We start from the raw sequence: 24306 nt of genomic DNA, 5'->3' as shown, positions 1-24306 counted from the left end.
TACTGGGCATATCGGCCTGGTGCCCGCGCGTTGTGCAGGAGACGGGCCGTCGTCCCGGGATGGCGTCGGCCTCGGACGCGCCTCCAGCCCTTGCGGCGTCGCGGTGTAGGCCGGATCACATTCGCCGGAGGGCAACCTGGGCGATGTCCGCGGCGTCTTAATTGTCGGCTGGTAAGCTTCACGACTTGTGGCCTGACGTCCAGCCGCGAAAGGAGGTGGTCGGGATGAGTCCTGGTGATACTTGCAGTTCGCCGGAGAACCCTCACAGTCCGAACGTGACTGCACAACCGTCCGCCTCTGCACGGCGTCCGGCCATGGCTCCCGCGCGCTCCCTTCGCTGACAGGCAGGGTTGAGCGCGCGCTGAGCGCGTGTGGCCGGCGGGTTAGGAGCACCGCATGGCCATGACACGAGTCCGCCCCGGTCGCGCGACGATGTCGCTGTTCAAGACGCGCGGACGCCCCCACAGCGTGCCCTCCCAGGTGCGCCGCCGCGATTCGGCCGTCATCGACTGGGCCGCCTACATCGACGGCCACCGCGTCTGTACCGGCACCGTCGACGACGCCGTCCGGCTGATCCGGGACGGGCGGCTCACCCCGAACGGCGACAGCGCCGGATTCGTCTGGGTCGGTCTGCACGAGCCATCGGCGACCGAGCTCGCCGAGCTGGCCGAGGTGTTCGGGCTGCACCCGCTCGCGGTGGAGGACGCCATCCACGCGCACCAGCGGCCCAAGCTGGAGCGCTACGACGACGTGCAGTTCTTCGTGATGAAGACCGTCGGCTACGTGCCCGACGGGCCGGACGGCGCCGAGGTCGTCGAGACCGGCGAGATCATGGTGTTCTGCGGCACCGACTTCGTCGTCACGGTCCGGCACGGCCCGCACGGCGAGCTCGGCTCCGTCCGCGAGCGGCTGGAGGGCGACGCCGGACGGCTCGCCCTCGGCCCGGCCGCGGTGGTGCACGCGGTCGCCGACCGGGTCGTCGACGGGTACGTCTGCGTCGCCGACGCCGTCCAGGACGACATCGACGAGGTCGAGGAGGCGGTGTTCTCGCCCGAGCGCACCGACGAGTCGCGCCGCATCTACCAGCTCAAGCGCGAGGTGATCCAGCTCAAGCGGGCGGTCGGGCCGCTGGCCGGGCCGCTGCGCAACCTGACCGGCCGGCGGTTCGTGCCGACCGAGATCAAGGAGTACCTGCGCGACGTCGAGGACCACCTGACCCGGGTCCGCGAGCAGGTGGAGTCCTACGACGAGCTGCTCAACCCGATCCTCCAGGCGAACATGACCCAGGTGACGGTCGCCGACAACCAGGACATGCGCAAGATCTCCGCCTGGGGCGCGATCTTCATGGTGCCGACCGCGATCGCCGGGATCTACGGGATGAACTTCGACTTCATGCCCGAGACCAAGTGGCAGTTCGGCTACCCGATGATCCTCGGGGTCATCGCGATCGCCTGCCTGTCGCTGTACCGCGGGTTCCGCCGCAACGGCTGGCTCTGAGCCGGCAGCGGCAGCCCGTGCGCGGCGAGGACGCCGCGCAGCCGGTCCGGGTGGTCGGTCACGATCGCGTCCACCCCGTACCCGATGAACCGGGCCATCTCCGCGGGCTCGTTCACCGTCCACACCGCGACCGGCAGGGAGAGCCGGTCGGCCGCCGCCACCAGCTCCGGCGTGACCAGGCGGTGCTCGGGCGACAGCGCGGTGGCGCCGATCTCCAGCGCCGAGCCGACCGGGTCGCCGGGGCCGCGGCCGGCGAGCCAGCGCGTCCCGGGCACCAGGGTCTTGCGCTCGATCAGCGCGACCCGCCCGAACGCCGGGTCGTACCGGCGGGCCTCGACCAGCACCCGCCAGTCGAAGGCGAGCAGCCGGCTCCGCCGGGTCAGCCCGCGCGCCGCCAGGACGTCCGCGACCGCGGCGGTGAACCGGGCCACCTCCGCGTCCGGCCAGTCCGGGTCGGTCTTCAGCTCGACCGCGAGACGCACCCCGTCCGCGGCGCCGATGAGCGCGCACGCCTCGTCCAGCGTCGGCACCGGCGTGCCCGGCACCGGTAGCTGGGTGAACACGAACGGGTCGCCCGCGGTGGCCGGCCTGCGGATCCCGGCGTCCACCGTTCTGAGCTGCTCGAGCGTCAGCTCGCGCACGGCCCTGCCGACGTACGGATACGCCGGGTCGCCCGGACGGACCGGGCCCGTGTCGGCGAGGTTCACCGGCGACAGCACCTGATCGTGGTTGAGCACGACCACGCCGTCGGCGGTCAGCCCGGCGTCGAGCTCGATCGCGTCCACCCCGAGCTCCAGCGCGTGCGCGAAGCCGGGCAGGGTGTTCTCTGGACGGAGCCCCCGGGCGCCCCGATGACCGTGCAGTTCGACGGCCGCCCCCCTGGATTTCACGCAGGCACGCTACCGCCGGCGACCGGATGCTCAGGGGCGGACGGGCGAGAAAACGCCGAACGCGCCCGGGAGCCGTCCGGGCGCGTTCGGCAGGTGACCATGCGGTAGCAGGGTCGGATCGGGGCCGCGCGAGCGCGGCGGGGTCAGATCAGCGGTCGCAGCGACAGGGTCTGGTCGCGGCCGGGGCCCACCCCGATGGCGGAGATCTGCGCGCCCGCCAGGTCTTCCAGCGCCCGGACGTAGGCCTGCGCGTTGGCGGGCAGGTCGTCGAACGTCTTGGCCTGGGTGATGTCCTCCTGCCAGCCGTCGAAGTACTCCAGGACGGGCTTGGCGTGGTGGAACTCGGTCTGCGTGGTGGGCATCTCGTCGTGCCGGACGCCGTCGATCTCGTAGCCGACGCACACCGGCACCCGCTCCAGGCCGGACAGCACGTCGAGCTTGGTGAGGAAGTAGTCGGTGACCCCGTTGACCCGGGTGGCGTAGCGGGCGATCACCGCGTCGAACCAGCCGCAGCGGCGGTCGCGGCCGGTGGTCACGCCGTACTCGCCGCCGGTGGTGCGCAGGAACTCGCCCCACTCGTCGAGCAGCTCGGTCGGGAACGGCCCCGACCCGACCCGGGTGGTGTAGGCCTTGAGGATGCCGATCACCCGGTTGATCCGGGTGGGCCCGACGCCGGAGCCCGCGCACGCGCCGCCCGAGGTCGGGCTGGACGAGGTGACGAACGGGTAGGTGCCGTGGTCGATGTCGAGCAGCGTGCCCTGCGCGCCCTCCAGCAGGACGACCTTGTCGTCCTCCAGGGCCTTGTTGAGCACGAGCGCGGTGTCGGCCACGTACGGCTTGAGCCGCTCGCCGTAGGCGAGGTACTCCTGCACGATCGGGCCGGTCTCGATGCGACGCCGGTTGTAGACCTTGCTGAGCACCTGGTTCTTCTCGCGCAGCGACAGGTCGATCTTCTGCGTGAGGATGCTCGGGTCGAACAGGTCCTGCACCCGGACGCCCATCCGGTTGATCTTGTCGGCGTAGGCCGGGCCGATGCCGCGCCCGGTGGTGCCGATCCGGGCCTTGCCCAGGTACCGCTCGGTCACCTTGTCGAGGGCCCGGTGGTGCGGCATGATCAAATGCGCGTTGCCCGAGATCAGCAGGCGCTCGCAGCCGATCCCGCGCGCCTTGAGCCCGTCGATCTCCGCCAGCAGCACGCCGGGGTCGATCACCACGCCGTTGCCGATCACCGGCACCACGTCGGGGGACAGCACCCCCGAGGGCAGCAGGTGCAGCGCGTAGCTCTTGTCGCCGATGACCACGGTGTGCCCGGCGTTGTTGCCACCTTGATAGCGGACGACGTAATCGACGTCCCCGCCGAGCAGGTCGGTGGCCTTGCCCTTGCCCTCATCTCCCCATTGGGCTCCGACAAGAACGATGGCAGGCATGCCACTTTCCCTTCCCACGACGAAGGCCCCGTGTGCCGCGCGGGGCCTTCGGGTGGTCTCCCCCAGAAGAATCCGCAAGCGCGAAGGGGCCTCTTGCGATCAAATCGTACCTGGCCACGGGCACTGAAGAAACCGCGCGTCGCGGGGAGGGGGGTGGATCAGGCGGCGAGGGCGTCGGCTGCGGCGGGGCTGCTGTCGCGCAGGAACGTCTTGCAGCGCTCGGCCTCCCCGTCCTCCCCGATCGCCGCCGCGGCCCGTCCGAGGGCGTTCAGGGCGCGCAGGAAGCCGCGGTTGGCCTCGTGCTCCCAGGGGATCGGGCCGTGGCCCTTCCAGCCCGCCCGGCGGAGCTGGTCGAGCCCGCGGTGGTAGCCGGTGCGCGCGTAGGCGTAGGACTCGATGACGGCGCCGGCCGCGAAGGCGCGATCGGCCAGCGCGGCCCAGGCGGCGGGGTGCTCGGGGTGGCGCGCGGCCACCTCGACCGGGTCGACACCGCCCTCGAGCGCCTCGCGGGCCGGGGCGTTGTCCGGGAGTTCGGTCGGGAGCGGGCCGCCGAGCAGGTTCTGGGTCATGCGGGTCATCGTAAGTCGGGTCGGGGAGTGCCTTTCAACCTGGGCCCGGGCGACGGGTCAGGCGCCGGGGCCGGGGCGCGGCTCCACGTCGGACGGTTCGAGCCGCGCGCCGCAGGAGGCGCAGGTCAGCCGTTCGCCCATCGCGCCGCCGCAGCCGCGATGGACGATCACCGCCGGCGGGCCGTCCGGTGCGTAGTGGCGGTCGCCCCAGTGCAGCAGCGTCATGATCGTCGGCCAGAGCTCGACGCCCTTGCGGGTCAGCCGGTACTCGTACCGCTCGGGCCGTTCCTGGTACGGGACGCGGCGGAGGACCCCCTCGTCGCACAGTCGGCCCAGCCGGTCGGCCAGCACGTTGCGGGCGACGCCGAGCGCGTCCTGGAAGTCGTCGAAGCGCCGCACGCCCTCGAAGGCGCTGCGGATCACCAGCATGGTCCAGCGGTCGCCGACGACTTCGAGCGAGCGGGCGACCGAGCAGTTCTGCGATGCGTAGGTGCGGGGCAACGCCACGATCCCGACACTACCCCGGTTGCATCAAACAACGCATTAGCGGACGAAATGGGGCCCGGAGCGTCGTCGCCCCGGGCCCCGTCCGCAGGTCGGGCGGACCGCCGTCCGCCGGACCCGTCGATCGCTACTTGATCCGCTTGCCGGCCGAGGCGAGGTTCTCGGCGGCCTGGACGATGCGCGCGGCCATCGCGGTCTCGGCCGCCTTGCCGTAGGAGCGCGGGTCGTACTGCTTCTTGTTGCCGACCTCGCCGTCGATCTTCAGCACCCCGTCGTAGTTGCGGAGCATGTGGTCGGCGATCGGCCGGGTGAAGGCGTACTGGGTGTCGGTGTCGATGTTCATCTTGATCACGCCGTAGTCGACCGCCTCGGCGATCTCCTCGGGGGTGGAGCCCGAACCGCCGTGGAAGACCAGGTCGAACGGGCGGTCCTTGCCGTACTCGGCGCCGACCGCGTCCTGGATCTCCTTGAGCACCGCGGGACGCAGCTTCACCGCGCCCGGCTTGTAGACGCCGTGCACGTTGCCGAAGGTCGCCGCCAGGATGTAGCGGCCCTTCTCGCCCACCCCGACGGCCGCGGCGGTGGCCAGCGCGTCGCCCGGGGTCGTGTACAGCTTCTCGTTGATCTCGTGGGCGACGCCGTCCTCCTCGCCGCCGACGACGCCGATCTCCATCTCCATGATGATCCGGGCCTTGGCGCACTCCTCCAGCAGCTCGGCGGCGATCTCCAGGTTCTCGTCCAGCGGGACCGCCGACCCGTCCCACATGTGCGACTGGAACAGCGGCTCCTCGCCGCGCGCCACCCGCTCCTGCGAGATCTTGATCAGCGGGCGGATGAACCCGTCGAGCTTGTCCTTGGGGCAGTGGTCGGTGTGCAGCGCGATGTTGACGGGGTGGTGGGCCGCCACCACCCGGGCGTACTCGGCCAGCGCGGTCGAGCCGACCACCATGTCCTTCACGGTGGAGCCGGACAGGTACTCCGCGCCGCCGGTGGACACCTGGACGATCCCGTCGCTCTCCGCCTCCGCGAAGCCGCGCAGCGCCGCGTTGAGCGTCTGGCTGGACGTCACGTTGATGGCGGGGTAGGCGAAACCTTCCCGCTTGGCACGGTCGAGCATCTCCGCGTAGACCTCAGGGGTCGCGATGGGCATGGTCGATCCTTTCGTACGCAGTGGTGCCGCCGGGCGTCCGACCGGGCGGGTGCGCCCGCACGCCCGCACCGCAGGTCAGGGCCTTGGCGCGAGGTCCGGGCATGGCATGCCGTCCACGGTCAGTATCCCTTGAAGCCCGCCCTCCGCGCAGGGGGACCCACACCGGCCGGTAGCGCCGGTTTTCGGAGCGGGCCGGAGGCGCGGGCCCAGGTGGGCAACCGCTTTGCTCGGAAACGCGGTGCCGGGCCGGGTACGCTCGCATTGTGGATCTCACGCTCATCACCCTGGACATCACCGAGTGGCTGCACCCCACCGCTTGGTTGCAGCTCTTCGGCACCTTCGCGGTGATCGGCGTCATCGCGATCATCTTCGCGGAGACCGGACTCCTCTTCGGGTGCATCCTGCCAGGTGACTCGTTGCTGTTCACGGCGGGGATCCTCACCGCGGTCAACACGGTCAACGGCCAGGAGTTCCAGTCGCTCGACCTGACGACGCTGCTGATCGGCGGGCCGGTCGCGGCGATCGCCGGCGCCCAGCTCGGGCACTGGCTCGGCGCCCGCTTCGGACGCAAGCTCTTCGACCGCCCCGATTCCAAGATCTTCCGGCAGGAGTGGGTGGAGAAGGCCGAGTACTACTTCAACCGCTTCGGCCCGGCCCGCGCGGTCGTGCTGGCCCGCTTCATCCCGATCGTGCGGACCTTCCTCAACCCGCTCGCCGGCATGCTCGGCATGGACGGCCGCAAGTTCTTCATCTGGAACGTGGTCGGCGGCGTGATCTGGACCGACGCCCTGTTCCTGCTCGGCAACCAGCTCGGCACCAGGGTGCCCAACATCGAGGCCTACATCCTCCCCGGCGTCGTGGTGATCTTGATCCTGTCGCTGATCCCGATCATCATCGAGATGCTCAAGGGGCGCGGGAAGCCGGGCAACGGAACGAAGAAGAATGACGCTGAAGAGTCACGTCCGTCGCTCAGTGGTGACAGTTATCGCTAACCTCCCCATGTGGGACGTCATCGGTCGGACCCTCGTGGTCTCGCGCGCATACTGATCGCGGCATTGGCCGTGGTACTCGCCTTAGCGCTGCTCGTCGTGGGCGGAATGGCGCTGGTGAACGCGCTGACCTCCGAACCCGACCAGCCGCCGGGCCCCGCAGGGGCCGCCCCGTCGGACAGTGCTGACACCGCGAACCGGTCAAGCAGCCCGTCGGCGAGGCGCTCCGCCGCGCCCGCGGCGTCGGCGACACCCCTGCTGATCAAGGTGATCGGACCCGCGACCAGCGTGTTCGTGCGGAGCTCCGACACCAACGAGGTGGTGCTGCCCCAGACCGTTCTCGCCGTCGGCGAGACCCGCCGCTTCGACCATGCCCCCCTCGACATGGTCGCAGGCAACGGGAGCTCGCTGCAGGTCACCATCTACGGGAAGCTCCAGACGCCCAAGCCCGCCGGGCGGAGCACCTGGACCGTCAGGGAGCGCTGACCCCGTCCGCTTGGGCCGGCCCGGGCCGGCCCGGGCCGTGCCGGATCAGGTGACGTCGAGGTCGGCGACGTCGTAGGGGTGCCGGTACTCCAGGCCCTCCGCGGCGATCCGCTCGGCGGCGCCCCGCTCCAGGATGGTGGCGACCGCGACGACCTCGGCGCCCGCGGCGCGCAGCGCCTCCACCGCGGTCAGCACCGAGCCGCCGGTGGTCGAGGTGTCCTCCACCGCGAGCACCCGCCGTCCCGCCACGTCCGGCCCCTCGATGCGGCGTTGCAGGCCGTGCGTCTTGTCGGCCTTGCGCACCACGAACGCGTCCAGCCGCTGCCCGCGCGCCGCGGCGGCGTGCAGCATCGCGGTCGCGACGGGGTCGGCGCCCAGGGTCAGCCCGCCGACGGCCTCGTAGTCCAGGCCCAGGGTCTCGTCCAGCATCACGCGCCCGACCAGCGGCGCCACCGCGCCGTCCAGGGTCACCCGGCGCAGGTCGACGTACCAGGACGCGCGCTTGCCCGACGACAGCACGAAGTCGCCGTGCACGACGGCCTTGGTCTTGATCTCGTTCAGCAGGTCTTCACGATCGCTCACACCGGAAGCCTATTCACCCGCCGCCGCCGCCGCGCCGCCCGGTCCCGCGCCGTGTACGGTGGCCCGGGAGAACGGGGTAGGGAGGTGGCCGAGTGACACCCGGGACGCTCGTCCTGCTGCACGGTCCGCACGCCACCGCCGCGGCCTGGGGCGACCTGCCCGAGCTGCTCCGCTCGTACGGGCTCGACGTGATCGCCCCGGATGTCCCGGACGGCGAGGGGGCGCGCTTCGTCGCCCGCGCCTCGCTGACCATCGCCGCCACCGATCCGGTGCCGCCCCTGGTGCTCGTCGGGCTCGGCTCGGCCGGGCCGCTGCTGCCCGCCGTGTCGGCCGCGCAGCGGGCGGCGCACCGCAAGGTCGGCGGCTACGTCTTCGTCGACGCCGATCTGCCCCGGCTCCGCCGGCAGCACGAACACGACCATGATCACGACGGTGCCGGGGCCGGCGTGCCGATGCCGGCCGACTGGCCCGAGGCGCCCTGCGGCTACCTGCGCACCGACGCCGACCGCACCGCCGGCCCGCCCGATCGCGAGCGGACGCTTCGCGAGGCGCGGCTCCGCGGCTGGACCGTCGTGCAGCACCGGCTCCCGGTGGCCGTCGCGCAGGCTCTCAGCGAGCTCATCGCGACCCTCTGACGTCCGGGTGCCCCCGGGTCGCCGCCAGGTGTCCGGGGCGTCGCACCGGCCCCCTCAGCCCCGTCGGCCACGAGACCGGGGCGGGTGTGGGACGCTCAGGCGTTCTTGAGGAGGTCGTCGAGGAGGGCGTCGTAGTCGTCCTCGCCGCGACCGAGGTCGATGCGGGCGCGGTAGCGCAGCCGGAGCAGGGCTTCGAGGCTGTCCTCCGCCAGGGCCACGTCGTCGGGTCCCGGGGTCAGCGAACCGTCGCCCGGGCCGCTGCTCACACCGGTGCCCACGGCGCGGTCGCGCAGCGCGAGCACGACGTCGGCGCCGTTGGTGGCCCAGTCGTGCGCGCCCGCGATGTCGCCCTGGGCGTAGAGCACCTCGGCGACCGTCCGGTAGACCTCGGGGTCGCGCGGTTTGTCGGCGCGGATCTGCTCGACGAGCGTGCGCGCCTCGTCGGCGCGGTCGAGCTCGAACAACGCGTCGGCCAGGTAGGCGCGCGCGTCGCCGTAGGTCTCGCCGCCGTCGTCCAGCGCCTTGCGATACAGCTCGGCCGCCCTGGTGTGGTCACCGGCGTGCTGCCACTGCTCGCCCGCTCGCAGCAGCACGTTGGCGCGCGACACCCCGCCGGATACCGCCTCGGCCAGCTCGGAGAGCCGTTGGGCCGCCGAGATGTGATCGCCGGTGCGCAGGGTGTCGAACTCCAGGTCGTCGAGATCGTCTTCCGTCACATGCGTCACGCTTCAACGCTACCCGCCGTTCGACGGCCGAAGCGGGCGAATCGAGGATGATCGTGAATTAGTTACGCGTTCGGGGCCGGAGGTCTCCGCATTCACCTGCGAGAACGTTCGAGCGCGTCCCAGAAGCCACGGCGGAGCGCGTGCCGTACCTCGTCGTGCAGAAGGAAGTCGATCGGCAGAGAAGAACCCTGAAGGAGCCGGGCCTCCAGGTCCGAGGGCATGCGCGGCTTGCGGGCCAGCACGGCCTCCAGCCACAGGGCGGGCGCGTCGCGGGCGACGGACTCGCCGAATTCCTCGCCTTCCTGATGCGCCGACTTCACCGCGTCCGACAGCGTCGGCGTGCTCTGCTGCACCGGAAGCGGAGAGATCTGCTGCGGCCCGGTGTAGGGACCGTGTGGCGGGGAGGGGGCCGCCTGGGCCGGGACCGACGGGATGTACTGAGGGCCGGTGGTCTGCTGGGGCGGAGGCGACGGGATGTACTGAGGGCCGGTGGACTGCTGCGGCGGAGGCGACGGGATGTACTGAGGCCCGGTGGACTGTGGTGGTGGTGGCGGGGGGTGCGGCGGTGCGGCGGCATGTGCGCCGGTCGGCGCCGCGTGCAGCGGTGCGGGCGGGGCGATCGGCTGGGGAGGCGGCTGCGTGGGCTGGGCCGGCGGGACGCTCGGGCCGGTGGCGAGTGGTGAACCGCGCCCCGAGCCCCCCATCGAGCCGAACCCGGACCCGTAGTCGGAACCCGATCCGAAGTCGGAACCCGACCCGTAGTCGGCTCCGCTGCCCGCCCCGGCCCCGGCCTTGGGGGCGGAACCGGAACCGGAACCGGCGCCGTAGTCGGGGCTCGGGTTGTACTCGGGGATCGAGCCGTAGTCGGGACCGGTGCCGGCGCTGATCGGCGCGGGCGGCGCGCTCGGTATGGACGGCGTGATGGTCGCGGGCGGCGGGGTGATCGGGGACGACGGCGGCGGGCCGTTGTGCGAGGCCGCCTGCAACTGCCCGATCGCGCTCCCGCTGCCGTTCCCGTGCCCGTTGGACAGGGGGCTCGGCACGAGGGCGGAGGCGCTGGAGGCGCTCTCGACCCCGGAGAGCAGGTTGACGTAGGGGCGCAGGTGGCTGGAGCCGATCTCGATGAGGTCGTCGCACTCCTGGCGCAGCGAGCGCGCGATCGTCCAGTTGCCGTCGACGGCGACGTGCACGACCGTCACGCGCACCCCGAGGTCCTGGGCGTCGACGACGACCTGGGAGAGGTCCTCGTCGCCGCTCACCACCACCGCGTCGGCGAGCGCGCCGTTGCGGGCCAGCGTCATCAGGTCGCGGTGGATGTCGGTGTCGACGCCCTCGCGGCGGCCGGGGCGGACGCGGCCGAGCCGCAGCTTGAGGCCGGGCAGGTCGGCCAGCGCCTCGTGCTCGGGCGAGCGGCGGCCCTCGACGGTCGCCTCGTACCAATAGCAGCGCAGCAGCGGCATACCGGTGCGTTCACGGGCCAGGTTGCCCAGGAGTTGGAGCATCCCGCCGAAGTCCCAGGAGACGGTCTCGCGATGACGGGTGCCGTGCACCGCCATGGCGCCGTCGGACAGCAGGTAGCCGGCGTCTACGAACAGCGCGCAGCGATCCATGCGTCACCGCCTTTCCTCAACACGGGGCCTCACCACATGCCCGGTCCACGGTCAGGGTGACGAGGGTGACCATCTTCGGCGGCCTGCCCTTCATTGCTGTCGGGGCCGTGGGCGGGCGAAAAGACCCCGGGCGTCCATAGCGTAGTGAAGCCCGTTTGCCCTGTAGGCCAATACGGCGATTCGCCACTCTTTCATGACCGCCGTCCGTCCGCGACTCCCGACTTCCGTTGCGACGACGATTTCCCGACAGGGCCCGTGACCGGCCGCCCGTCCTTGACTGCCGACCTCCGGTCCCGCGTCGGATCGCCCTGTGGCACGCCCGATCGGACGGTCCAGCACGGGCGTGACGGACGCGGCGGCACGGCACGGTAACGGCCCGCCGGGCGCGGGCAGCCGAAATTCCGGGTCCGGTGTGCGGGCCTTCAATCTCTCATGTTCGGGGCTCTTGCCGCGGCGGACGCTACCAGTCGTTCCGGACTGTCCATAATGCTTCTACATGATCTTTACGGGAACAGTCCAGTGCGCGGTTCGCCGCGTCCGGGGACCTGTCCGATGCCCCGCCCGAGGTCACGCCCGGGAAGCCGCCCGATGCCCCGCTCGGGAATCCGTCCGTGGTCGCGGCCCGGAATCCGCCCGATGCCCTGGACTGGAATCGGTCCGGTGCCGCGGCCGATGCCCTGCCCGTTCCCGTGCCCGGCGCTCTGCCCCGCGCCCGGCCCAACGACTGGTCCGGTGCTCGGCCCGGCGTCCGGGGTACGGCCCTTGCCGCGTCCGAGACCGCTGTTGCGGACGGCCTTCCCGACGATCTCGGGCTCGTCGGGGACCAGCGTCCCGAGGGTGTCGGGGCTCGCCGGCCGCCCCTGCGGCTCGGGGACCAGCGGCAGGGGCACGTTCGGCATCCACGGCGGGACGATCTGCGGCACTTCGGGGAGCGCCACCGGCGGCATTTCGGGGGAGAGCCAGGACGGCACCTCGGGGGCGGGCGCCGTCGGCGTGCGCGGCTTCGGCTTCTGCGGCACCGGCTTCTGCGGCACCGGCTTCGAGGCCGGCTTGTGCGCGGGCTGCGCCGGGGCCGGGGCCGGGGCCGGGACCGGGGCTGCGGGCTTCGATAGTGGCTTCTGGATCGGCGTGGCCGCGGGTGGTGGGGCGGGTTGCGCCGCTGGGGGCTGCGCCGCCGGGGGCTTCGGGCCTGGCTGCGAGGGCGGGTCGGCGGGTGCGGGACGGGCGATGGCCGGGGCCTTGTGCACCGGCCCGATCGGCTCGTTGCCGGAGACCAGCACCATCGCGAGTGCCGCAGCGAGGATGACCGTCGCCGCCATCCCGCCGCCGAGCGCCTGCTGCTGGCGCTTGGGCAGGTGCCGGAGCCACGTGATCACGCCCGCGGAGAGGCCGCCCTGGGCGGACCCCAGGTAGGCGGCGCTCGCGGATCCGAGGATGAGAGGGCCGAGCACCTCGCGCAGGCGCGAATTGATGTCGGCCAGCTCGAGGATGAGGCCCTTGCAGTCGGCGCAGTCGTCGAGGTGGTTCTCGACCGCGCGCGACTCGCGCTTGGCGAGCCCGCCGCGCACGTACGCACCGAGCTTCTCGCGCGTTTGTGCGCACCGTTCGTCCAGCTCGGCCGTCACCCTCCCGGCGGCCCCGGCCGCCGCGGCGCCCTCGGGGTGCGCAGCAGCGGACGGCTCGGCGAGGTGCATCTGGAGGTACGCCTGGCGTAGTCCCTCACGCGCGCGGTAGGCGAGGGCGGCGACGCCGTTGGCGGTCAGGCCGAGCAGCGGCGCGACCTCGGCGGGCTTGGCGCCCTCGATCTCGGTGTGCCACAGCACCGCCTGCCAGCGTTCGGGCAGCGACCGGAACGCGCGGGCGATCATCGACTTCTCCAGGCCCTCCAGGGCCGGGTCGACGAACGGGACGCCGGGGTCGAACAGCTCGATCCGGTCGGTGTGCTGGAGCCGCTTGTCGGCGCGGTGCCGGTCGTAGACCGTCCGCCTGATCGCGGTGAGCAGGTAGGGGCGGAACCCGGACTCGGGGCCGCCGCCGCGCTGGAGCACCGCGAGGATCTTGGCGAAGGTCTCCTGGACGGCGTCCTCGGCGGCGTCGCCGTCGACCAGGTGCCGGGCGAGGCGGCGCGCGGCGATGAGGTGCCGCTCGTACAAGGGGCCGTAGGCGGTCGCGTCGCCGTCGCGGATGCGGGAGATGAGCACCGCGTCGCTGGACTCGGACGGAGCCAGATCGGACGCGGTCTCGCTCACGGGGGGCCTCCTGGCATCGGCTGTCGCTGTGGGTCACACACCCATTGCTTGCCCATTGTGACGTCTTGAACACCGCTTGTCGCGGAAGATGGCGCGGTAAACCGCGTCATGGCCCGATCCCGCCGGCGTCTGATCTCTGGGAAGGCGGGCCGTGGGGCCCGTCCGCCCAGCCGACGGGCCGGCGGTGGACCGGCATTCGACCAGGTGAACGGAGGCGCGATGGGGTACCTCTGGAGCGGGGAGCGTCCAGGGTTCCGTGCCGGGCCCGGCACGGAAGAACTCCGGGAGAGATGGCGCGGGCGCAGCGCGGCGTCGTGCTGGAACATCCCGGCCGACTGGTGGGCGCCGGCGGTCGAGGCCGTCCTGGAGGCGGTCTGCGACGGCGACGGGCTGGCGGTCGCCTGCGCCCGTCTCGGGCAGGCGCGCGGGCGCGCGGGGGTCGGCATCGGGGAGACGCTCGACGACCTCGGCGTGCTGTTCTCCGTACTGAGCTGGCCGCATCCGCCGCTGTCGTTGGTGCGGTGCGCGGCGGAGGGCTGGGCGGAGACGGAGCTGGTGGCGCTGGCCGCCGAGTCCTGCGAGGACCCGCTGACAGGGCTGACGACACTGCCGTACCTGCGCGGCAGGCTGGCCGAGCTCTACCGAGCCGACCCGTTCGGCGGCGCGAGTCCCGCCGCGGCTGTCGGCCGGCACCGCCTGGTGGTGGTGGACCTTGCGGGCGGCTCGGAGCCGTGGCGGCGTCTCGCCCGCGCCGTCGTGGTGGCGCACGACCTGCGGACCGTGTTCAGGGGCGGGGAGACCCTGACGCTGGTCGGCTCGGGCCGTGCCACCGCGCTGGTGCCCGTGGAGCCGGGGCTGGAGACGGACGTCGAGGGGCTGCGGGGGCTGCTCGCGCGGACGTTCACCGCCGAGCGCTCCTTTCTCGACGGCCTCCATCCGTCGCCCGAGTGGTCCTGCCTGGGGGACGAGGCGTTCCTCGTCTGGGTCGAGCGGCTGCCCGACTCGCTCCCGGAGGCGCTGGCGCTCCTTGACGTGCTGGCGCACTGAGAGGAGCCGCCGTACACGCGAGACCAGGACCAGGCGTCAGGGCCGGTCGCCGTCAGGCGCGGCCGACCGATGACGCCGGCGGGGCGCCATCGGCGTCGTTCGTCCCGTAGAGGGGGCGGGGCGCGGCGCCGATGGCCCGCCAGGAGGTGCGCCCGCTCCGGCGAGGGGGCGGAACGGGCGCACTTCCTGTGGCGTGCAGGCCATCGCGTGTGGGGGATGATTGTGCTGCGGCCGTCCGGTGGGGGATGGCTGACGGGGGTCAGCAGACGTTGGCACGGCCCATCTCGCTGAGGGTGGTTTCGGTCGCGGGGGTCTGCCAGCGCACCGTGCAGTCGCGGCCGGTCAGCTCGACCGTCGCGATGGCGTTGTCGAACCAGGGGCCGTCGCTCATCCGCCACCGCAGTGGCGGCTTGGGCACCCGGGCCATCTTGGCGAGCAGCCGGAACGGCGCTCCGGCGCTGCGCCTGGCGGCGATCCGGTTGGCCAGGCGGAACCGGCCGACGAGCGGGTTCCGCAGCGGCGAGCACACGATCTGCGTGACCATCGACTCGGTCTCGGGCTGGGTCACTCGGGCGAGGTAGGAGTAGTGGATGTCGCCCGACAGGAACGACACGCTGGCGGGGGCGGGCCCGCGTTCGCCGCGCGCGACGGCGACGATGTCGTCCGCGACGTCCCGGAACGACTGTTCGAACGCGGCCCAGTGCTCGAGGTCGGCGGCCTGCCGGATCTTCTCGCCGAGCCGGGCGCCGCGCCGTCCCCAGGCGCCATCGGCCAGCGCCTCGTTCCACGATTCGGCGTGGTGGATCGCCTGCGGGAGCAGGAACGGCAGGGAGCTGGCGATGAGCAGGTGGTCCATGCCGCCCTGGCACTGTTCGTCCAGCCAGCGGAACTCCTCGTCGTCGAGCATCCCGCGCCGGTCCTCGGTCAGCAGGCGGGAGCAGCGGCTGTCGACCACGATGAGGCGGGTGCCGCCCCAGTCGTGCGCGTAGCTCCACCGGGTGCCGGCGGGCTCCTTGTCGGCCAGCTCGGCGAACTCGTCGAGCACCGCCGAACCGTCGCCGCCCTTCTCGGACGCCGCGCGGACCGCCGCGAACACCGGGTCGGTGGCGCGCTCCTCCGGGGACAGGTTCCCGAGGTGCTGGTAGACCCAGTAGGAGCCGATGCCGGCGATGATGCGGCCCCGCCACCAGGGCTTGGACCACATCTGCTGGCGCCAGGTGTAGGAGGTGTTCCAGTCGTCCCGGATGTCGTGGTCGTCGAAGATGGTGAACGTCGGCACGGTCGACAGCAGCCACCGCACCGCCGGGTCCTCGCGCCAGGCCAGCTTGTAGAGGTGGGTGTACTCCTCGAAGTCGGCCAGCTCGTCCGCGGGCTCCTGGTCGGGGTCGCGGCGGCCCCGGATGTAGGTGCGCATCTGGTCGCCCAGCTCGTCGGCGTACACCTGGTCGCCGACCATCAGCAGCACGTCCGGCCAGTCGAGGGCCTGGCGGGGGTCGTGGTCGTGGGTGGCGAGCCGGTGCGCGAACGTGCTGAGCGCGTCCAGGCCGTACTCCGCCCGGGTGCCGGGCGAGCGGCGGCACGACCCGAACGAGATGCGCAGCGTGCCGGCGGTGTCGAGGGTGCGGATCAGGCTGGGCGGGAACCGCGTCTGCCGCTCGGGCCACACCGTGACGCCGTCGAGGGTCACCTCGTACGGGATGCGCGCCCCCGCGGCGAGCCCGTCCGCGTCCACGAGCGCGTAGTGGTGGCCGTGCACGGTGAAGGTGCGGGATCTCGCGTCGACGCCGTGCTCGGCGCTGGTGACGCGGACCTCGCAGGGGCCGTCCGTTTCCACCCAGATTGTCGCAGTATGTGCGCTGACGTGGCGGAGGTGGGGGCCGAGCACCAATGCGGTCATAACCCGCTTCTCTAGCGGACCGGAGGCGGTCCCGTCCATTCCTGCGGCGGTTCGGGCGCCGTGCGTCCCGGAGCCATGCCCCCAGGGGCTGTCCTGAGGCCGTCCAGGAGGGCCAGGAGGGTGCGCTCGGCGGGCTCTCTGGCCGCGGCGGGGTCGGGCGCGCGGGCGATGATCAGAGCGGTCTCGACCGCGGCGCCGAGCAGCAGCCGGGCGAGGACGCCGGCCGGCCGCGGGGCGATGATCCCTTCGCGGCCGGCGCGGTCGAGCCCGGCGGTGACCAGCCCGAGCCCGTGCCGCGCCTCGACCTCGCGGCAGGCCTGCCAGCCGAGCACGGCGGGCGCGTCGGTCAGCGCGATCCGGATCACCTCGGGCTCGCGGCACAGGTCCAGGAACGCGACCAGGCCGCCGCGGAGCGCGTCCCACGTGCCGGCGTCCCGGTCCGGGCCTTTGGCCGCGGCGGCGACCCGCTCGGCGATCTCGGCCTGGAGCTCCTCGAAGACGGCCGCGAACAGCGCGCGCTTGTCGCCGAAGTGGTGCCGCATCGCCCCGCGGGTCAGCCCCGGGCCCGCCACGATCTCCTCGGCCGGGACCGCCGCGTACCCCCGTTCGCCGAACAGCTCGCGCGCGGCGGCGATGAGTGCGGTGCGGGTGGCGCGGGTGCGGTCCTCCTGCCGGCGCGGCGTCATCGGCCGGCCGCCGGCGCCGGGCCGTCCGCGCGGGCGCCGACGCCCTGGAGGAGGGTCTCGATGATCCGGCCGGTCAGGGCGTCGATGTCGGCGTCGCCGCGGTCGTCGCCGGCGACCTCGTGGATGAGGGCGTAGTAGACGCGCCGCGCCCAGTCCAGGTCGACGTCGGGGCGGACGACGCCGGCGTCCCGCGCCCGGCGGAACAGGGCGTCGCACGCGCCGAGCACCTCGCCGTGGACGCGGGCGATCTCGGGATCGGCGGCGGTGGCGGCGCGGGCCATCGCGAAGCCCCAGCCGATCTTGACTCGGAGCACGTCGGCGGTCACCTGGTAGAGCGCGACCAGCGGCGGGGCGGTGCCGGCCGCCGCCGCGTCGACCGCGGCGGCGAACTGCGCCGTGGCCCAGGCGGTGAGCGCCTCGATGAGCGCGTCGCGGGTGGTGAAGCGCCGGTGCACGGTGGTGCGGGCCACCCCGGCGGCCTCGGCGATCTGCTCCATCGTGGCGGCGGGATCGGCGGAGAGCACCCGCTCGGCGGCTTCGAGGATCGTCCGGACGGTCCGCTCGGCGTCGGCGCGAAGGGGCCGCTGTCGGTGCGTCGTCACCCGCAAACAGTACATCAAGGTGCCTCTTGCGAGCTTACTTGCAACATCGCTGTTGCAAGTTGTAGCTTTGTCGCATCATCGCTGATGCATGAAGGGGCTTCTCATGGACTTGTGCCTGAACGGCAGGACCGCTGTGGTGACCGGGGCGAGCAAGGGGATCGGTCTGGCCACCGTCGCGGCGCTGGCCGGCGAGGGGATGCGCGTGGTCGCCGCGGCCCGCACCGTCACGCCCGAGCTGGCGGCGACCGGGGCGGTCGCCCTCCCGATCGACCTCGGGACCGAGGACGGCCCGGCCCGGCTGATCGAGGCGGCGACGGCCGAACTCGGCGACCTGGATCTACTGGTCAACAACGTCGGCGGCGGCGACGGCGGCGGTGTGGGCGGCTTCCTCACGTTCGGCGACGAGCACTGGGAGACGATCTACGGGCTGAACCTGTTCTCGGCCGTCCGCGCGACCCGCGCCGCGCTCCCCGGCCTGCTGCGCAGGAAGGGCGCCATCGTGAACGTCTCGTCCAACGGCGCCCGCATGCCGCACGCCGGGCCCGTCCCGTACACGACCGCGAAGGCGGCGCTGACGGCGTTCGGGAAGGCCCTCGCCGAGGAGTTCGGCCCGCAGGGGGTGCGCGTCAACACCGTGTCGCCGGGCCCGGTGCGCACCGCGATGTGGGAGGCGTCCGACGGCTACGGCGCCGAGCTCGCGGCCTCGATGGGGATCGACCGTGCGCTGCTGGTGAACGGGCTGCCCGCCGCCATGGGCATGCTGACCGCCCGGCTCGTCGAGCCGGACGAGGTCGCGGCGCTCATCGCCTACCTCGCCTCGCCGCTGGCCGCCAGCACGACCGGCGCCGACCACGTCATCGACGGCGGTGCCATCAAGACGGCCTGACGGCGGCGGACGGGGCCGACGCGCCAGACGGGCGGGGCGGACGAACGGACGGCCGGCCGGCCGGCCGGCGGGCGGGCTCGGGTCAGGTGGCGGCGGCGTGGAGTTCGTCGGCGATGAGCTGGGCGCAGTCGGCGGGGGGAGCGGTCAGCCGGTTGTGGGTGAAGGCGAAGGTGAGGTCGTTCGCCGGGTCGGCGTACGCGATGCTTCCGCCACTGCCCTTGCAGCCGAACGCGCCCGGGCCCGTCCCGGGCTGGCCGAGGAAGTAGCCGAGGCCCTTGGGGACGGGGATGCCGAGCACCCGGTCGGTGTCGGCGGTGACCACCGTCCCGATCCGGGCGGCGCGCTCGGGGGAGACCAGCCGCACGCCGTCGACCTCGCCGATGAGGGCCGCGTACATCCGGGCGAGCGCGCGAGCGGTCATCGTGCCCGCGCTCGGGACATCGGTGGTCAGATAGGCGGTCCGGTTGCCGAGGTCCGGGCCGGGCTGGATCGCGGGCGGCGCGGCCTCGAAGAACGCCGAGCCGGCCGGACGGGACGCGACGATCGCCGCCCAGTTCCCGTCCTCCAGCCGCGCCACCCGGGGAAGCTCGGCGGACGGGACGCCGAAGAGCAGTTCGTCGGCGATGCCCAGCGGTTCGGTGATCTCCTCGCGCAGCGCCTGGACGATGGGGCGGCCGGTGACCCGGCGGACGACCTCGCCGAGGATGTACCCGAAGGTCAGCGCGTGGTAGCCGGTCGCGGTGCCCGCCTCCCACTGCGGGCGCAGGTCGGCGATCCGCGCGCACATCCCGTCCCAGTCGGCGAGGTCCGCGAGTGTGACGCCCTCCGGCGCCTGCGGCACGCCCGCCGAGTGGGTCAGGACGTGGGCGAGGGTGACGGCCTGCTTGCCGTGGGCGGCGAACTCCGGCCAGTACTCGGCGACCGGTGCGGTGTCGTCGAGCAGGCCGCGTTCGGCGAGCACGTGCACGAGGGCCGACATCGTGCCCTTGCCGGTGGACCAGCTGTTGAACAGTGTCCGCCCGTCGACCGCACTGCCGGGGTGGGCCTCGCCCGCGCAGGCGTCCACCAGCGGCAGGCCGCCCCGGTACGCGGCTACCTGAAGGCCGGTCTCCCGGCCCGACGCGACCAGCTCGTCGATCAGCCTCTGCACGGCCGCCTGCGGATTCGTCATGTCCCGCCCTCTCTGTTAACGCCGTTAACTGGATGCAGAACGATGTTAACATCGATGCATGAGACTTGATCGCCCAGTGGTCGTGGCCACCGCGCTGGCGCTGCTCGACGAGGTGGGGCTCGACGGGCTGTCGCTGCGCCGGCTCGCCGCCGAGCTGGGCGTGCAGGCGCCCGCCCTCTACCGGCACTTCAGCGGCAAGGACGACCTGCTGCGGGCCATGGCCGACGCGATGTTCGACGGCGAGATGGCGGTGCTCGACCGGCCCGCGCCCGGCGCCGACTGGGCCGACTGGCTCGTCGCCCGCTCCCGCGCGGTGCGCCGCGCCATGCTGTCCCGCCGGGACGGCGGGCGGCTCCGCGAGCACATGCACGCGCCCGCCGACCAGTGGCCCGGCCTCGAGCTGCTCCTTCAGATGATGGAGGAGGCCGGGTTCGAGGTGGTGGAGGCGATGTCCGCGATCTTCGCGCTGGGCGGCCACATCCTCGGCTCGGTCATCGCCGAGCAGGAGGCACGGCGACCGGCCGCGCCGGACGGCGAGGGTGTGCGGATCGACCCGCGCCGCTTCCCGCGCCTGGCCCGCGCGGCGGCGCTGCGCACCGAGGGCCGCGACTTCGACCGCGAGTTCGAGTACGGCCTGGCGGTGTTCATCGCCGGGTTGCGCCGGTCTCCCGGGGAGCGGGCGTGACGTCCGCGGGCCGGTGCACGGTGAGCGAGGCAATCTGGAACGAGAACGGGCGGTCGGAGTCGGGACGCGCGTGGATCGAGCCGTCGTCGACCGCCAGCCCGGCCACCAGGTAGGAGTGGAACCGGGGACCGACGCCGACCCGGTCGCGGAAGACGGCGTGCAGCGGTCCGGGCGGGCGGCCCACGTACCAGGTCACCCGCTTGGCGCCGAGACGGACCGCGATGTCGAGCCAACTCCCCCGCTTAACCAGCCTGGAATGCCAGAACTTCGCGCTGCCCTTGACGTGGTTGACGAACTCCAGCGTGCCGGGGCGGTCGGCGTGCCACTCGAAGATGTCGATCTCGTTCCGGCCGTGCCGCCACGTCCAGACGCCCGGCCACGCCCCGGTCTCGGCGTCGGGCAGCCGGACCCGGGCGGCGACCACGTCGCCGGTGCGGACCTCCAGGTCCCGGCCGCCCGAGTCGCACGAGTCGCCGGTGCTCAGCAGCCCGGTCTGCCAGCGGCCGTCCGGCTGGGGGGCGGCGGTGACGGTCAGCACCCCCGAGGCGACCGACATCGCCGAGGTCGAGAGCCGGTCGAGCTTGAAGTTGGGGCGGTTGGTCACGCAGTCGGGGTAGGCGGCGCTCTTCCACCCCCAGGTCCGGCCGGGCCCGACGTCGAGCCGGTCGAACGTCTCCGCTAGGACCGCGGTGCGGCCCTTGTCGGGACGGAACGGCGTGGCCGGTCCCGGGCCGGACTCCGGGCCCTCGGGGGACGTGCCGCTGGGGGACACGCCGCTGGCCGGCGTCCCCGTCTCGCACACCCCGGCGCCGGCGACCCAGGCCACGAGGGCCGTGCCCGACAGCAGCGCCCCTCGCCAGGTGGGCACCAGGATTCGCCGGCGGCGCGCGCCGGGGCGTCCCGCCTCCTGCGGCGGACGGGTCTCGATGCCTGAGGCCATGACCCCTACCTTCTGCCTGGAGACGCCGCGGACGGGTCCCCGCCGCCCATCGGCGCTTCGCGATCTCGGCGGTGCCGCGGCGTCCCCCGCCGTCGGCTCCCCCCGGCCGCCCAAGGCGGACGAGCACAGAATGGTGGGTCGCGCGCGACCCGGTCCACTCGACACGCACACGCTGTGACCTGGCTCTATGCGCGCCCGGACGTCGCCTGGATCAGGCCCGCCGGTCGAACCGCCCGCAGTGGTGCTCATGGACGCCCTGCTGGAGGCCGGGCTTCAGCCGAGTGATCCACTCGTTCACCTGGCCCGGCGCCCGGGTTCCGCCCAGCCGGGCCGCGGCCAGGCCGGGCGGGATCCCGCCGATCCGCCGCCACTGCTCGAACGTCAAGGTCAGCAGGAGCAGCCCGTCCAGCTCGGCGATCGCGTCGAGGCCGTGGACGACGGCCTCCGACAGGTCGAGCCCCTGAAGCCGCGGGAACGTCCGCAGCACCGCGACGTCCACGGGCCGCTCCGAGCCCACGAGCAGGGTGCGCAGTGTCGGATGTCCGGCCAGCGGCTCCAGGTCGAGCCCGTCCCACCGGACCGTGAGTTCCTCCACGGGAGCGTCGCGGAGGGGACTCAGATCGAGAGGGCCACGCCCGTGCAGCAGCACGCTCCGCAGGCTCGGCGCGCGGCGTACGGGCTCCAGGTCGATGCCCTCGGCGTCGCGGTGCGTGAGGTGCTGAACCTCGGGCGGCACATCGTGCAGGGAGCCTCCGTCGGCGGCGTCCCAGATGCAGGACTCCTGGAGTGCATGCCCGTCGGGAAGCACATCGTCGACGTACAGGCAGTCGCCTTCGAGGGTGTAGCTTCCGCGGTCGAGGGCGTCCGCATAGCGGCGCAGCAGCGTCGTCACGGAGTCGGCGACGTAGACCGGCCCGGTGCCCTCGGGGTCGTTGTCGATGACCTGCCCGGGGCGGCCCGCGGGGCCCGGGTCCATGTCGACGTAGAGGTAGGCCCCGTCGGCGTTCACCCCGATCGGGATCCATCCCGGCCGGTCGAACGAACGCCGCACCCTCCCCGGCGGGCCGACCTCGATGGGCCCGGCTGACAGGGGGACGCCGGTCCAGCCGCCCTCGCGGTCGGGTGGGGACGCGTTCACCAGGCCCTCCAGCCCCAGCCACTGATACCCGTGGAAGACGACGCCGCTGTCGTCGTCGTCGCCGTCCGCCGCACCGTAGAGGGCCAGCAGGTCGGGGGGCAGCGCGGTCTGGAGGCCGTCCAGCAGCTCGGCCCGCTCGTCCTCGTCCAGTGCGGGGGCGACCATCCGCTCGGGGGACAGGTCATCGTCGACCCCGACGATCTCGGTGTACTTCCGCAGGTTCGACCAGAGCAGCCGGACGGCCTCGTCCGGATCACCCGCGGGCGTCGGATCGGCCGGGCCCTCCTGCTCGTCCCCGATCCGCCCCGGTTCGACCTCCGGGCGCAGGACGAGCAGGCCGGCCTCGGTGATGTGCGCGGCCATGTCCCGCATCGTCCCGGCCATGTCGGTCTCTCGCTTCTCGGTCATGCCGGAGTCCTATCGGCTTCCTCTGACATCGGCGGAAGACAAAAATGCCGGTCATGGTGGCGCAATGTCTTCTTTGTCAGTGATGCCGCTAGTGATTTGCAGCCCATTGTGACTGCTTTCTCTAGAATGGGCGCCATAGGGCATGAAGTGTGGATCGATGTCGGCCACGCGGCTGGGATACGGGAAGCGAGGACTACACATGACTGTGAGCGCGTCCACTCCCGAGGAGCTGTACGCGGCGCTCGCCGGGAACGGTCCCGGCGAGATCGCGGTGCAGGGCCGCCTGACCGGCCTCCACGGGATCACGCTTCCGCCCGGAGCCTCCCTCACTGGGACGGGGGACGGCCTCACCGGCACCGAAGACGCCGAACTCGTCTTCGCCGACGGTGCCGAAGGCGTGCGGCTCACCTGCGACAACCGGGTCAGCGGCCTGCGCGTCGCGGTGTCCGATCCCGCGCTGCGCGCCCTGCACAACGACACCGCACAGCCGACGCTCGGCACGCTCACGCTCATCGACCTGACCACCCGCGGACGGGTGGAACTCCTCGCCAAGGACGCCCTGCGCACCGGCCACGTCACGGTGGACGGCCTGCACATCGAGGCGGCGGACGCCCGCGCGGCCGGACCGCGCCCGTACGGGTTCGACGTGCACGTCCGGCAGGGCGCCTTCACCCTCTACAACCAGCAGACCACCCCCGACTCGCTGCTCACGGCCGATCTCATCGGCATCAGCGCGGGACGCGAGGGGGCGCCGGTCCGCGGCGGCGGCGTCTTCGTCTCCGGCACCGAGCGCGGTGGACGGGTGGAGGGCCCGCGGCTGCACACCGGCGCGGTGTACAGCGACGGCGGCATCCCCGAGCACACCCCCGGGGAGATCACCGGTGGGGTGTTCGTCGTGTGGGCCACCATCCGCGAGGTCGTCAACGAGGGACCGGTGACCACCTACGGCGCCAACGACATGGTGCTCGACCTGTGGGGCGAGGTGGAGGCGTGGACGGCGCGGGAGCCCGTCACCTCGCACGGCGCGAGCGGCATCGGCTTCGTGAACTTCGGCCGGCTCGGCGCCCTGCGCTGCGAGGCGCCCGTGGTCACCCGCGGGCCGGGCGCGCGCGGCTTCAACATCTACGACGGGACGGTCGGCGCCGCCGAGTTCGACCGGATCGAGACCCACGCGGACGCCTCGATCGGCGTCCAGGTCTCCCGGCCGTTCGGGACGCTGACCGTGCACCACGGCATCGAGACGCACGGCGGGACGGGCGAGTCCCTGGTGAAGGGCGAGATGGTGACGCTGCCGGCGATCGGGCTGAGCGTGAAGTCCGGCGCGCACGCGTCCGCGATCCGGGTGGACGGCGGGATCCAGGTGCACGGGGAGGGCGTGGCGCCGATGGAACTCGCGGGCACCGTGGATGAGCTGGCGGTGACGGGCGGGGTCCATTCGAGCGCGGACGTCGGCGCGATCCCGCTCGGCGCCGGACCCGCGTAAGGACGCACGGCCCGCACGCACGGCCTGCAAGCACGGCCCGCACGCATGGC

Annotated in this window: 23 protein-coding genes; 8 read left to right on the top strand and 15 right to left on the bottom strand. The window is 72.8% G+C overall.

Going from position 1 to position 24306, the window contains the following annotated elements:
• Positions 1–396 precede the first annotated feature (396 nt).
• On the top strand, positions 397–1497 hold the full coding sequence (corA, locus tag OHA34_RS22565; protein WP_285939692.1) for a magnesium/cobalt transporter CorA: 1101 nt from the start codon (positions 397–399) through the stop codon (positions 1495–1497).
• Here corA and OHA34_RS22560 read toward each other — a convergent pair.
• The 5 genes from OHA34_RS22560 to fbaA form a co-directional block, all read right to left on the bottom strand.
• Positions 1419–2387, bottom strand: a complete 969-nt coding sequence (locus OHA34_RS22560; RefSeq protein WP_285939693.1) for a glycerophosphodiester phosphodiesterase family protein — start codon at positions 2385–2387, stop codon at positions 1419–1421. The genes corA and OHA34_RS22560 overlap by 79 nt on opposite strands.
• A gap of 143 nt (positions 2388–2530) precedes the next feature.
• On the bottom strand, positions 2531–3814 hold the full coding sequence (locus OHA34_RS22555; protein ID WP_285939695.1) for an adenylosuccinate synthase: 1284 nt from the start codon (positions 3812–3814) through the stop codon (positions 2531–2533).
• A 158-nt stretch (positions 3815–3972) separates the two neighbouring features.
• Positions 3973–4392 (bottom strand): DUF3151 domain-containing protein, encoded by a 420-nt coding sequence (locus OHA34_RS22550; protein WP_285939696.1) that lies wholly within the window; start codon positions 4390–4392, stop codon positions 3973–3975.
• Between the two features lie 48 nt (positions 4393–4440).
• Positions 4441–4890 (bottom strand): winged helix-turn-helix transcriptional regulator, encoded by a 450-nt coding sequence (locus OHA34_RS22545; RefSeq protein ID WP_285939697.1) that lies wholly within the window; start codon positions 4888–4890, stop codon positions 4441–4443.
• Between the two features lie 124 nt (positions 4891–5014).
• A complete protein-coding gene (gene fbaA / locus OHA34_RS22540) occupies positions 5015–6037 on the bottom strand; it encodes a class II fructose-bisphosphate aldolase (protein ID WP_329518824.1) in 1023 nt (340 codons plus the stop codon).
• Between the two features lie 263 nt (positions 6038–6300).
• Here fbaA and OHA34_RS22535 point away from each other — a divergent pair, with 263 nt between their 5' ends.
• Together OHA34_RS22535 and OHA34_RS22530 are read left to right on the top strand one after the other, a co-directional pair.
• Complete coding sequence (locus tag OHA34_RS22535; protein ID WP_285939701.1) at positions 6301–7029, top strand: DedA family protein; 729 nt, start codon at positions 6301–6303, stop codon at positions 7027–7029.
• A 69-nt stretch (positions 7030–7098) separates the two neighbouring features.
• Positions 7099–7512: a hypothetical protein gene (locus tag OHA34_RS22530; RefSeq protein ID WP_285940097.1), complete on the top strand. Its 414-nt coding sequence runs from the start codon at positions 7099–7101 to the stop codon at positions 7510–7512.
• A gap of 45 nt (positions 7513–7557) precedes the next feature.
• Here the strand turns inward: OHA34_RS22530 and pyrE are convergent, their stop codons facing one another.
• Positions 7558–8094: an orotate phosphoribosyltransferase gene (gene pyrE, locus OHA34_RS22525; protein ID WP_285939702.1), complete on the bottom strand. Its 537-nt coding sequence runs from the start codon at positions 8092–8094 to the stop codon at positions 7558–7560.
• A 92-nt stretch (positions 8095–8186) separates the two neighbouring features.
• On the opposite strand from pyrE, the gene OHA34_RS22520 reads away from it, so the two are divergent.
• Positions 8187–8729, top strand: a complete 543-nt coding sequence (locus tag OHA34_RS22520; RefSeq protein WP_329518823.1) for a hypothetical protein — start codon at positions 8187–8189, stop codon at positions 8727–8729.
• 95 nt (positions 8730–8824) lie between these two features.
• Here the strand turns inward: OHA34_RS22520 and OHA34_RS22515 are convergent, their stop codons facing one another.
• From OHA34_RS22515 to OHA34_RS22505, 3 genes are all read right to left on the bottom strand, one after another.
• Complete coding sequence (locus OHA34_RS22515) at positions 8825–9454, bottom strand: tetratricopeptide repeat protein (protein ID WP_285939704.1); 630 nt, start codon at positions 9452–9454, stop codon at positions 8825–8827.
• A gap of 92 nt (positions 9455–9546) precedes the next feature.
• Positions 9547–11064 (bottom strand): NYN domain-containing protein, encoded by a 1518-nt coding sequence (locus tag OHA34_RS22510; protein ID WP_329518822.1) that lies wholly within the window; start codon positions 11062–11064, stop codon positions 9547–9549.
• Between the two features lie 503 nt (positions 11065–11567).
• A complete protein-coding gene (locus tag OHA34_RS22505) occupies positions 11568–13313 on the bottom strand; it encodes a sigma-70 family RNA polymerase sigma factor (protein ID WP_329518821.1) in 1746 nt (581 codons plus the stop codon).
• Positions 13314–13532: 219 nt separating this feature from the next.
• Between OHA34_RS22505 and OHA34_RS22500 the strand changes: the two genes are divergently transcribed.
• The gene (locus OHA34_RS22500; protein ID WP_285939708.1) at positions 13533–14360 is read left to right on the top strand and encodes a hypothetical protein; all 828 of its coding nucleotides are present in this window, start codon (positions 13533–13535) and stop codon (positions 14358–14360) included.
• Positions 14361–14619: 259 nt separating this feature from the next.
• Here OHA34_RS22500 and OHA34_RS22495 read toward each other — a convergent pair whose 3' ends face one another.
• Genes OHA34_RS22495 through OHA34_RS22485 form a run of 3 tightly spaced genes read right to left on the bottom strand, consistent with a single transcriptional unit; the run spans position 14620 to position 17545 of the window.
• The gene (locus OHA34_RS22495; RefSeq protein WP_443029587.1) at positions 14620–16257 is read right to left on the bottom strand and encodes an alkaline phosphatase D family protein; all 1638 of its coding nucleotides are present in this window, start codon (positions 16255–16257) and stop codon (positions 14620–14622) included.
• Positions 16258–16268: 11 nt separating this feature from the next.
• On the bottom strand, positions 16269–16943 hold the full coding sequence (locus OHA34_RS22490) for a TetR/AcrR family transcriptional regulator (protein WP_329518819.1): 675 nt from the start codon (positions 16941–16943) through the stop codon (positions 16269–16271).
• A complete protein-coding gene (locus tag OHA34_RS22485; RefSeq protein ID WP_285939712.1) occupies positions 16940–17545 on the bottom strand; it encodes a TetR/AcrR family transcriptional regulator in 606 nt (201 codons plus the stop codon). The genes OHA34_RS22490 and OHA34_RS22485 overlap by 4 nt, the downstream gene beginning before the upstream one ends.
• 103 nt (positions 17546–17648) lie before the next feature.
• Here OHA34_RS22485 and OHA34_RS22480 point away from each other — a divergent pair, with 103 nt between their 5' ends.
• The gene (locus OHA34_RS22480) at positions 17649–18431 is read left to right on the top strand and encodes an SDR family oxidoreductase (RefSeq protein WP_329518818.1); all 783 of its coding nucleotides are present in this window, start codon (positions 17649–17651) and stop codon (positions 18429–18431) included.
• 82 nt (positions 18432–18513) lie between these two features.
• Here OHA34_RS22480 and OHA34_RS22475 read toward each other — a convergent pair whose 3' ends face one another.
• Positions 18514–19602 (bottom strand): serine hydrolase domain-containing protein, encoded by a 1089-nt coding sequence (locus OHA34_RS22475; RefSeq protein ID WP_285939715.1) that lies wholly within the window; start codon positions 19600–19602, stop codon positions 18514–18516.
• A 58-nt stretch (positions 19603–19660) separates the two neighbouring features.
• Here OHA34_RS22475 and OHA34_RS22470 point away from each other — a divergent pair, with 58 nt between their 5' ends.
• Positions 19661–20287 (top strand): TetR/AcrR family transcriptional regulator C-terminal domain-containing protein, encoded by a 627-nt coding sequence (locus OHA34_RS22470; RefSeq protein ID WP_285939717.1) that lies wholly within the window; start codon positions 19661–19663, stop codon positions 20285–20287.
• On the opposite strand, the gene OHA34_RS22465 is transcribed toward OHA34_RS22470, so the two are convergent.
• Positions 20247–21227 carry a hypothetical protein gene (locus tag OHA34_RS22465; protein ID WP_329518817.1) on the bottom strand — a complete coding sequence of 327 codons (981 nt, stop codon included), beginning with the start codon at positions 21225–21227 and terminating at the stop codon, positions 20247–20249. The two genes, OHA34_RS22470 and OHA34_RS22465, sit on opposite strands and share 41 nt — an antisense overlap.
• 211 nt (positions 21228–21438) lie before the next feature.
• The gene (locus OHA34_RS22460) at positions 21439–22773 is read right to left on the bottom strand and encodes an SMI1/KNR4 family protein (protein ID WP_329518816.1); all 1335 of its coding nucleotides are present in this window, start codon (positions 22771–22773) and stop codon (positions 21439–21441) included.
• A gap of 199 nt (positions 22774–22972) precedes the next feature.
• Here OHA34_RS22460 and OHA34_RS22455 point away from each other — a divergent pair, with 199 nt between their 5' ends.
• Positions 22973–24256, top strand: coding sequence for a hypothetical protein (locus OHA34_RS22455; protein WP_285939720.1), 1284 nt, complete (start codon positions 22973–22975; stop codon positions 24254–24256).
• Positions 24257–24306: the final 50 nt, after the last annotated feature.

It is taken from the genome of Spirillospora sp. NBC_01491 (assembly GCF_036227065.1).
GTDB lineage: Bacteria > Actinomycetota > Actinomycetes > Streptosporangiales > Streptosporangiaceae > Spirillospora > Spirillospora xylanilytica.
This window is presented reverse-complemented; position numbering and strand designations above follow the sequence as displayed.

Coding starts and splice junctions, on each gene's coding strand:
- OHA34_RS22455 (WP_285939720.1), top strand. CDS start 22,973: ATGACTGTGAGCGCGTCCACTCCCGAGGAGCTGTACGCGGCGCTCGCC.
- OHA34_RS22475 (WP_285939715.1), bottom strand. CDS start 19,602: ATGACGAATCCGCAGGCGGCCGTGCAGAGGCTGATCGACGAGCTGGTC.
- OHA34_RS22555 (WP_285939695.1), bottom strand. CDS start 3,814: ATGCCTGCCATCGTTCTTGTCGGAGCCCAATGGGGAGATGAGGGCAAG.
- OHA34_RS22495 (WP_443029587.1), bottom strand. CDS start 16,257: ATGACCGCATTGGTGCTCGGCCCCCACCTCCGCCACGTCAGCGCACAT.
- fbaA (WP_329518824.1), bottom strand. CDS start 6,037: ATGCCCATCGCGACCCCTGAGGTCTACGCGGAGATGCTCGACCGTGCC.
- OHA34_RS22490 (WP_329518819.1), bottom strand. CDS start 16,943: ATGACGCCGCGCCGGCAGGAGGACCGCACCCGCGCCACCCGCACCGCA.
- OHA34_RS22510 (WP_329518822.1), bottom strand. CDS start 11,064: ATGGATCGCTGCGCGCTGTTCGTAGACGCCGGCTACCTGCTGTCCGAC.
- OHA34_RS22460 (WP_329518816.1), bottom strand. CDS start 22,773: ATGACCGAGAAGCGAGAGACCGACATGGCCGGGACGATGCGGGACATG.
- corA (WP_285939692.1), top strand. CDS start 397: ATGGCCATGACACGAGTCCGCCCCGGTCGCGCGACGATGTCGCTGTTC.
- OHA34_RS22480 (WP_329518818.1), top strand. CDS start 17,649: ATGGACTTGTGCCTGAACGGCAGGACCGCTGTGGTGACCGGGGCGAGC.
- OHA34_RS22470 (WP_285939717.1), top strand. CDS start 19,661: ATGAGACTTGATCGCCCAGTGGTCGTGGCCACCGCGCTGGCGCTGCTC.
- OHA34_RS22550 (WP_285939696.1), bottom strand. CDS start 4,392: ATGACCCGCATGACCCAGAACCTGCTCGGCGGCCCGCTCCCGACCGAA.
- OHA34_RS22500 (WP_285939708.1), top strand. CDS start 13,533: ATGGGGTACCTCTGGAGCGGGGAGCGTCCAGGGTTCCGTGCCGGGCCC.
- OHA34_RS22465 (WP_329518817.1), bottom strand. CDS start 21,227: ATGGCCTCAGGCATCGAGACCCGTCCGCCGCAGGAGGCGGGACGCCCC.